Genomic DNA, 7534 nt, shown 5'->3' on the forward strand with positions numbered 1-7534 from the left:
CTCAAACTCTCCTTGAGGGGCTGCCGTGCGCGCCGCGGATCGGCTGCGGCGCGCAATGCGGTCAGGGGATCAGCAGGGCACCGGGGCGCCCTTGCGGGTGTAGTAGAACCAGGTCACGACCACGCAGAGCGCGTAGAAGCCGAGGAAGGCCCAGAGCGCCGCGTGGGGGCTGCCGGTCATGGCGATCGAAGTGCCGTAGCTTTTCGGGATGAAGAAGGCGCCATAGGCCGCGATGGCCGAGGTGAAGGCGATGATGGCAGCCGACTCACGCTCGATCGTGCGCTGCATCTGCGCCGCCTCCAGCTTGGGCATGAGGCGCGGGATTTCCTGCTTCATGATCGAGGGGATCATCTGGAAGGTCGACGCATTGCCCACGCCGGTCAGGAAGAAGAGCGCCATGAAGCAGGCGAAGAAGCCCCAGAAATTGCCATCCGCCGCCTCGGGCGTGGACGGCAGGAAGGCGATCACGCCATAGACCGCCGCGATCATGCCCAGGAACACCCAGAAGGTCACTCGGCCACCGCCGAACTTGTCGGACACCCAGCCGGTCGCCGAGCGGCTAAGCGCGCCGACGAGCGGGCCGAGGAAGGCGTATTTCAGCACGTCGACCTCGGGGAACTGGGTCCGCATCAGGAGCGGGAAGCCTGCGGCATAGCCGATGAACGACCCGAAGGTGCCGACATAGAGTACGCACATGATCCAGTTGTGGGAGCGTTTGAGGATCGACATCTGTTCGCCCACGCTGGCCTGCGCATCCGCGATATCGTTCATGCCGAACCAGGCGGCGATGGTGCCGACGACCAGGAAAGGCACCCAGATGAACCCCGCGTTCTGCAACCACAGCTGGCCGCCATCCGTCATCTGCTGCGGCTCACCGCCAAGGGCACCGAAGACGCCCATGGTGATCACCAGCGGCACGACGAACTGCATGACCGACACACCCAAATTGCCCAGGCCCGCATTCATCGCCAGCGCCTGGCCCTTTACCCTCTTGGGATAGAAATACGAGATGTTCGCCATGGAAGAGGCGAAGTTGCCACCGCCGAACCCGCACATCAGCGCGAGGATCAGGAAGGTGAAATAGCTCGTTTCGGGGTTCTGGATCGCGAAGCCGATGCCAAGCGCGGGCAGCAGCAGCGAAGCCGTGGAGATCGCCGTCCAGCGGCGTCCGCCGAAGACCGGGATCACGAAGCTGTAGACGATCCGCAGCGTAGCGCCCGAAAGGCCCGGCAGGGCCGCCAGCCAGAAGCGTTCTCCGACCGAGAAGTCGAAGCCGATGGCGGGCATCTTGGCCACGACAACCGACCACACCATCCAGACCGAGAAGGCCATGAGCAGGTTGGGAATCGAGATCCAGAGGTTGCGAGTTGCGATGGCCTTGCCCTTCTCGGCCCAGAACTGCGGGTCTTCGGGGCGCCAGTCGGTCAGCACGTGACCGCTGCGGCCTGAGGGGTGATCCGTAATCGCCATTTTCTCTTCCTTTCGGCGTGCACCAGCGTGCATTTTGCCAATCGGGTCGCGGAACGCGCCCGTTTGGGGGTGTTCCGGGCGGCTCCCCCCGCCCGGAACGTGATGTGCGATGACCTACTCGGCCGGTTGTTGTTCAGACCGCGGACCAAGCCGGGCCAGGGCTGATTTCAGGTCGTTCAGATCCTTGAATTTCGCGGTCACGGTCAGGCTGTCGCCCTTCTCCGCCAGCGCCACCTTCTCGGATCCCTCGAAGATCAGCGCGAGCTCGGCCTCGGCCTCTTTCCGGCGCGCTGCCTCGGCGGCGATCGCCTCGTCAACGGAGCTGAGGACGTATTCCTCGCCGAAGCCGCCTTCGGGTTCCTTCAGCCAGAAGTAGCAGACGATCCAGGACATCAGGGCGCCGGAGGCGATGATGAAGAAGAAGGTCGAGGCATCCACGAACATGAATATGAAGAGGTAGAAGACCGCACCGACGTTGCCGTAGGCCCCCGCCATGCCCGCGATCTGCCCCGTCACCCGGCGCTTGATCGAGGGGATGATGCCGAAGGTCGCGCCCTCGGCCCCCTGCACGAAGAACGAGCAGGCGATAGTGATCGCGATCGCGATGATCAGCGGCCAGAAGCTGTTCAGCAGGCCCATCAGCGCGAAGCCTATGGCGATGCCCAGCATATAGGCCAGCATCACGAAGCGGCGGTTGCCCATCCGGTCCGACACGAGCCCGCCCATGGGTCGCGCCACCAGATTGATGAAGGCGAAGGAGGCCGCGATCAGGCCCGCCGTCACCGGCGTCAGGCCCCAGGTTTCCTGGAAGAACATCGGCAACATCGACACCACGGCCAATTCCGCGCCGAAGTTGGCGAAATAGGTCGTGTTGAGCGCCGCGACCGAGCTGAACGGGTAGCGGTCATCCTCGGGCACGCCCTTTTTCAGGATGGGAAGGTTCGTGCGCAGCACCTGCCAGACCTGGTAGACCACCAGCGTGGCCACGGCGGCGTAGCAGATCGTGGCGACGAAGCCATCGATATAACCCATCATCTGCACCCGGTAGACGAGGATCGACAGGATCCCGATCAACGGCACGGTGAATACAACCAGAAGGGCCAGGTCCTTGTAGGTGGACACTTCCAGCGCCATGCCCTTGCGGGCCTTCTTGTGGGTGTCGGCGGACGGGCCATCGGTGATGGCGAACCAGTAGAAGACGCCGTAGGCCGCCATGATCACGCCCGACAGCGCGATGGCGTAGCGCCAGCCGTCATCGCCGCCGAACATGTGGAGCGCGATGGTCGGGATCGTCAGCGCGGCGGCGGCCGAGCCGAAATTGCCCCAACCAGCGTAGAAACCTTCGGCAAAGCCGATGTCGCGGGGCTTGAACCAGAGCGCGGTCATGTGGATGCCGACGACGAAGCCCGCACCGACCGAAGACATGACGAGGCGCGAGATGAAAAGCTGCATCGCCGTGTCACCGAAGGCGAAGAAGACCGTCGGCGCCGCCATGACCACCATCAGGATCGAAAAGACCCGCCTCGGTCCGTACCTGTCGAGCGCGATCCCCACGAGGATGCGCGCCGGAATGGTCAGCGCCACGTTGGCGATGGCGAACAGCTTGATGTCGTCGCGGGTCAGCCAGTCGTTCGCGGCCAGCATCGAGGATGCCAGCGGCGCCATGTTGAACCACACGTAGAAGGTGATGAAGAAGGCGATCCATGTCAGGTGAAGCGCGCGGATCGCGCGGTCCTGCACCCGGAAAAGGCTCGAGATTTTCATTGTACTTGCCCCCCGGGGTTACTCGGCGGCCTGCATCGAGGATGCGGCGACATGGGTGGGAACGATCAGGATCGGACATTTCGCGCGCCGCGCGAGGAAGGCCGAGACCGAGCCGAAGGTCATGTGGTCGAATTCCTCGACCAGCGCGTCGAGCTTGCGCGAGATTAACCCCAGCGGGCCGCCGTCGGCCTGGTGGCTGTGGCGCGCCATGACCAACAGGTCGGGCTGCCGTTCCTCGGTCGCGCGCAGTATCATCTTGCGTGCATCGCCCTCGGCGAGGATCACCATGGCCTCGAAGCCGGCCGCCATGAGTTCGGCGGCCGCCGCCTCGACGCCCGCCTTCTGGTCGCGGTACTGTTCCGAGAACAGTTCATCTGCCTCCGAGGTGGCGCTGCCGATGTCCTCGACCACCGACACCAGCGTCACCGCCGGCTTCAGCAGGCCGAACATCTCCGTGATTGCGTCGAGCGCAATTCGCGCGTTTCGCGAATGGTCGTACGCCAGCATGATTTCCATCTGTCCCTCCGGTGTTCTGCACCCGCCTTGGGGCGCACAGCGCGTTGGGACCGTCCTGCGCCCGCCGATGCGACAGAAACTTGATCTGGATCATGCTATCGATGAAAGTGTAGCAAAATAAATGACTTACCGAAAAACGTCACGATACGGGATCGCATTTCGCATTTGGTGCGCCCAAACACGCCTGCCCTGTTCTTGACTTTTTCCAGATTTATGCTTGATAAATATCAAGAGTAGGCCAGCGATGCGATTGGGTATGCCCGAAACCGATTTTCCAGGTGTCCGGAATCTCGAAATCTTCTCCGACATGGATGAGGAGAATTTCCAGAGCCTGATGCGCGGCAGCTACGTGCAGAATTTTCCGCCGCAAATCGACCTGATCACCGAGGGCGATCCCAGCGATTTCCTGCATATCGTGCTGTCGGGCTCGGTGGACCTTTTCGCCTCGTGGAGCGGGCGCGACTCGAGCCTTGCCACCGTGCGGCCCGTCGCGACCTTCATCCTGGCTGCGACGATCAAGGATGCCCCCTACCTGATGTCGGCCCGCACACTCGAAAAAAGCCGGATCGCCCTGATCCCCAGCCAGGACGTGCGCGCGATCTTCGACCGGGATTCGAACTTTGCACGCGCCATCGTGACCGAGCTGTCGCAATCCTATCGCCGCAAGGTCAAGGCGATGAAGGATCTGAAACTGCGCACCTCGCTCGAACGGCTGGCCAACTACCTGCTGCGCGAGCAGGGCCGCTCCGGGGGCGATCCCAGCTTCGACCTGCCCTTCGGCAAGGCGCGGCTCGCCTCGCTTCTGGGGATGACGCCCGAGAACCTCAGCCGCGCGTTCAAGAACCTGCAGGCCTATGGCGTCACTGCGGCGGGCAACCGCATCACCATCAACGACCAGGCCGATCTGGAAGATTTTGCAAGGCCAAGTCCCCTGATCGATGACGACAGGATCTGAGAAAGAACAGACCATACCCAAATCCACGCGCGGCGCTGCCGGCGGTCTTGCCGCCTCATATCCCGGCGTCTGGGATGCCTATGCCGCGCCCGGCAAGGCCACGTCCGAGGCCGCCATGCCGACCGTTCGCGAAAGGCGGCTGGTGAAACCGGCGCTGGCCATCAGTCCGCTCGGCCTGCCGCGTGCGGTGGCGGCAATGACTTGGATCGAAGACGTCTTGGGCTGACACCCTTACGGCAGGGGCCTTGCTCCGATGAGCAGCGGGTGAAGCCAAAGCAGGCCGAGAAAACCCAGTGCCGCCGCCGTCAGCCGCAGGGCTGCCGACCGCCCGCCCATCGCGTCGCGAAGGGAAACCGGCCCGCTCCGCGCGGCGGCGGTGATCGCCTCCCACCGCGCGCCAAGGTCGCGGCGCTTGCGCCGATCGACAAGCTTGCGCCCTGCAACAGCGAAGACCGCGAACGTGCCGAACAACAGCACATGCGCCAGATCACCATTGGCCAGAAGATGCGCCACCGACCAGAGCGCGAGCGCCAGGAGGATCGGGTGCCGCACCCACCGCAGGAGGCCCGGACGCGCCGGGTCGAAGGCTGCATCAGCGGCGCCGCCGAAGGACAGCGGGTTCGGTCGACCGAGGGAGACGGCAAGGATCAGACACGCGCTGGCCATCGCCCCCAGAACGACCCAGTTCTGCCAGGGCGCCCAGGCCCAGAGCGGCACATGAGGTGCGCGCCCGGCGGTCGCGATCAGCCAGGCCAGGACCGCAAGGGACAGCATGGAATAGGCGATGGCGAACCCGCGCCGCCCCAGTCGGTCGTCAAGCCAGGGTCGCAGCGGCGGACGGACCGGCAGGGAATGACTCAGGAAGAAGACGGCGAAGGCCACCGCAAATTCGAGCCACGCCATGACCTCAGGCCCCGCCCATGCCGCGCGGCCGCAACAGCAACGGGCCGTAGAGGATGCAGAACCCGCCGAAGGCGGCCATCCAGGCCACGCCGGATACCGCATGGAACGGCCCCGCAAGGCCCGGCGAGGCCCCCGCCGCGACCCGTGCCGCAACAGCGACCGCCAGCACCCAGTAGACGGCCACCGTGCCAGCATCGGCCGACAGCGGCCGGCCCGTATGCCCCAGGGTGGCCCGCGTCATCACCGCAAGCGTCATCAGCCCGACCGCGCCGCCCATCCACAGATGCTGCGCGCCCCCCATGCCGAGGGTGCCGGGCCGCAGGATCTCGAGCCCGAGGGCCAGCGCACCGAGCGGCACGAACAGGTAGCCCGCATGCAGAACCGCCACCAGGGGCTCGGTCAGCGTCGCAAGGCCGCGCCACCGGACAAGCCGCACCAGGTGCAGCGCCCCTGTGAAAAGGAGCAGCCAGCCGGTCGCCTGGGCGGACGGGAAAAAGGCCCAGCTCAGAAGGGTCACCAGAAGCACCAGCAAGACCGCCCGGTCCAGCCTTTGCATCGGCGGCGCAGGCAGCGCGGTGGTCCCGCCCTTCGCCAGCCAGTTGCGCGTGAAGGACGGGATGATCCGACCGCCGATAACGGCGATCATCATGATGGCCGCACCCAGCCCGATGCGCAGCCCCATGCCGGATGCGGCGTATCCGCCCCGCGCCGCCTCCCAATGAAACAGGGCATTGCCAAGCGTGAAGACCGCCAGCATGCCCAGAACGACCAGGTTGCGCCAGTTCCGCCCGGCCACGATCTCGCGGGCGAGCGCACCGGCCAGCACAACGGGAAAGGCGAGATCGACCAGCGCTGCGATGACGGGGGACACCTGCCCCGATGTTACGACGGCGAACCGCCCCGCCAGCCACAGCGCCACCAGACCGCCAAGGCGCCACCCCACGAGGGGAAGACGCCCCGTCCAGTTCGGAACCGCGGTCAGCAGAAACCCCGCGATGGCCGCGCCGAGATAGCCGAACAGAAACTCATGCGCATGCCACGACACCGGATCGAACGCCGTGGGCACGAGCACATGCCCGGCCAGCACCAAAAGCCACACCCCCATAGCAAGCGCGGCCCAGAGGGCTGAAACCAGAAAGAAGGGCCGGAACCCGAAGCTCAGCACCGCCGGACCTCTCCATCGCCGAACCTGCTCGATCGTGGTCTGGGTCATGTGCGCTCCGTTCGGGCGCGTTTCCGAACACCGGAAACGGAATTTGACGCATTGGCTAGCGGGCATTAATGCGTATTTCAAATACCAAATAAAAGGTGCGTCGATGCGGCTCACATCTTTCACCGATTACGGGCTTCGTGTCCTGATGAGACTCGCAGGCGACCCGAGTCGCGCCTTCAGCACGGCAGAGCTGGCGCGCGAATTCCAGGTCTCGCGCGCGCATCTGGCGAAAGTGGTCTCGAAGCTGGCAAACGGGGGCTGGGTATCAACCCGGCGCGGTGGGGGCGGCGGCCTCCAGCTTGCGCAACCGGCGGCCTCGATCCGGCTCGGAGAGGTCGTCGCGCAGCTGGAGACAAACCAGGCGCTGGTCGAGTGCTTCCAGGCATCTGGCAACACCTGCACGCTGACCCCCACATGCCGCCTCAAGGTCCGGCTCAAGGCTGCCAATGCGGCCTTCATCTCGGAACTGAATCGCGCAACGCTCGCCGACTGCCTATACTATCCCGACGGTGCGCGTACTCGTGGGTAAGACAGACTGGCGGCTGCATGACCGGCCATGCGATCTGGCTTGGCCGAGTTGGAGTTGGGGCGATGAGGTTTCGGGACGGAGCTTGCCAGTTTGCGCGAGCCGGAGGCGGTGGCGGTGGCGGTGGCGAGTCATCCGGGTCTTTTTGCGACCTGCGCCAACAAGGTCGGTGACCTTGCCAGCGCCC

8 protein-coding genes are annotated in these 7534 nt (G+C 64.9%); 3 read left to right on the forward strand and 5 right to left on the reverse strand.

Annotation, left to right across the window (positions count from 1 at the left end; genetic code table 11):
• Positions 1-69: 69 nt before the first annotated feature.
• The 3 genes from ABD923_RS14810 to ABD923_RS14820 form a co-directional block, all read right to left on the reverse strand.
• A complete protein-coding gene (locus ABD923_RS14810; protein ID WP_259549203.1) occupies positions 70-1470 on the reverse strand; it encodes a NarK family nitrate/nitrite MFS transporter in 1401 nt (466 codons plus the stop codon).
• Positions 1471-1584: 114 nt separating this feature from the next.
• Positions 1585-3234, reverse strand: a complete 1650-nt coding sequence (locus tag ABD923_RS14815) for an MFS transporter (RefSeq protein ID WP_259549199.1) — start codon at positions 3232-3234, stop codon at positions 1585-1587.
• An 18-nt stretch (positions 3235-3252) separates the two neighbouring features.
• The gene (locus ABD923_RS14820; RefSeq protein ID WP_259549193.1) at positions 3253-3750 is read right to left on the reverse strand and encodes a universal stress protein; all 498 of its coding nucleotides are present in this window, start codon (positions 3748-3750) and stop codon (positions 3253-3255) included.
• 307 nt (positions 3751-4057) lie between these two features.
• On the opposite strand from ABD923_RS14820, the gene ABD923_RS14825 reads away from it, so the two are divergent.
• Both ABD923_RS14825 and ABD923_RS14830 read left to right on the forward strand, forming a co-directional pair.
• A complete protein-coding gene (locus tag ABD923_RS14825) occupies positions 4058-4705 on the forward strand; it encodes a helix-turn-helix domain-containing protein (RefSeq protein ID WP_310796403.1) in 648 nt (215 codons plus the stop codon).
• A complete protein-coding gene (locus ABD923_RS14830; protein ID WP_259549179.1) occupies positions 4689-4931 on the forward strand; it encodes a hypothetical protein in 243 nt (80 codons plus the stop codon). The genes ABD923_RS14825 and ABD923_RS14830 overlap by 17 nt, the downstream gene beginning before the upstream one ends.
• Before the next feature lie 5 nt (positions 4932-4936).
• Here ABD923_RS14830 and ABD923_RS14835 read toward each other — a convergent pair whose 3' ends face one another.
• Entirely contained in the window at positions 4937-5608 is a 672-nt protein-coding gene (locus ABD923_RS14835; RefSeq protein ID WP_259549178.1) for an NnrU family protein, read from the reverse strand.
• 4 nt (positions 5609-5612) lie between these two features.
• Positions 5613-6821 carry an NnrS family protein gene (locus ABD923_RS14840; RefSeq protein WP_259549177.1) on the reverse strand — a complete coding sequence of 403 codons (1209 nt, stop codon included), beginning with the start codon at positions 6819-6821 and terminating at the stop codon, positions 5613-5615.
• A gap of 103 nt (positions 6822-6924) precedes the next feature.
• Here ABD923_RS14840 and ABD923_RS14845 point away from each other — a divergent pair, with 103 nt between their 5' ends.
• On the forward strand, positions 6925-7350 hold the full coding sequence (locus ABD923_RS14845) for an Rrf2 family transcriptional regulator (protein WP_259549839.1): 426 nt from the start codon (positions 6925-6927) through the stop codon (positions 7348-7350).
• Positions 7351-7534 lie beyond the last annotated feature (184 nt).

The organism is [Roseibacterium] beibuensis (genome assembly GCF_039542305.1).
Classification (GTDB): Bacteria; Pseudomonadota; Alphaproteobacteria; order Rhodobacterales; family Rhodobacteraceae; genus Roseibacterium; species Roseibacterium beibuensis.

Bases quoted from the DNA above. Each gene is read 5' to 3' on its own strand.
- ABD923_RS14840 (WP_259549177.1), bottom strand. From the start codon at position 6,821: ATGACCCAGACCACGATCGAGCAGGTTCGGCGATGGAGAGGTCCGGCG.
- ABD923_RS14810 (WP_259549203.1), bottom strand. From the start codon at position 1,470: ATGGCGATTACGGATCACCCCTCAGGCCGCAGCGGTCACGTGCTGACC.
- ABD923_RS14825 (WP_310796403.1), top strand. From the start codon at position 4,058: ATGGATGAGGAGAATTTCCAGAGCCTGATGCGCGGCAGCTACGTGCAG.
- ABD923_RS14830 (WP_259549179.1), top strand. From the start codon at position 4,689: ATGACGACAGGATCTGAGAAAGAACAGACCATACCCAAATCCACGCGC.
- ABD923_RS14820 (WP_259549193.1), bottom strand. From the start codon at position 3,750: ATGGAAATCATGCTGGCGTACGACCATTCGCGAAACGCGCGAATTGCG.
- ABD923_RS14835 (WP_259549178.1), bottom strand. From the start codon at position 5,608: ATGGCGTGGCTCGAATTTGCGGTGGCCTTCGCCGTCTTCTTCCTGAGT.
- ABD923_RS14845 (WP_259549839.1), top strand. From the start codon at position 6,925: ATGCGGCTCACATCTTTCACCGATTACGGGCTTCGTGTCCTGATGAGA.
- ABD923_RS14815 (WP_259549199.1), bottom strand. From the start codon at position 3,234: ATGAAAATCTCGAGCCTTTTCCGGGTGCAGGACCGCGCGATCCGCGCG.